The organism is Sphingobacterium bovisgrunnientis, from assembly GCF_009829085.1.
Taxonomy (GTDB): Bacteria; Bacteroidota; Bacteroidia; order Sphingobacteriales; family Sphingobacteriaceae; genus Sphingobacterium; species Sphingobacterium bovisgrunnientis.
Genome location: NZ_WUQY01000168.1, coordinates 1 through 403, shown reverse-complemented (window position 1 = coordinate 403; position 403 = coordinate 1). Strand labels below are relative to the sequence as shown.

1 protein-coding gene is annotated in these 403 nt (G+C 37.2%); it reads left to right on the top strand.

What is annotated here, in order from left to right; all coding sequences use genetic code 11:
* The first annotated feature begins 137 nt into the window (after positions 1-137).
* A complete protein-coding gene (locus GOQ16_RS17360; protein ID WP_160070447.1) occupies positions 138-362 on the top strand; it encodes a hypothetical protein in 225 nt (74 codons plus the stop codon).
* The last annotated feature ends 41 nt before the right edge of the window (positions 363-403 follow it).

The window sequence follows — 403 nt, the reverse complement described above, 5'->3', positions numbered from 1 at the left end:
AACCCTAACACATGCGACATCAAGTACGTCTCAGGCTAAAGCAGCTCCATAACTCACAGGTAACAAAGTGTTTAGTGTGGAGTTTCTCTCTATAGAGCTAGGAAAGATGAAGCTCAAATTTGGAGGCTTAAACAATTATGCAGAAGCAACAAGCAAATATTGATTCTGTGATAGGTATCCTACCAAATGATAATTCATCAACTTCTTATCGCAGCCTACTTGGGAACAAAACGGTCAATACAAAGGATTGTAATGAAGTTCAGGTTGGATCGTATGAGAAGAACGGATATAAAAATTCAAATACTTCCAAGCGCATAGTTAGAAATCTTATCAGACATCCCAATATGAAGAAGTATGGATAATGTAGGTGCATGAAGAAAAAGCTAGATATGTTTGTGTATGG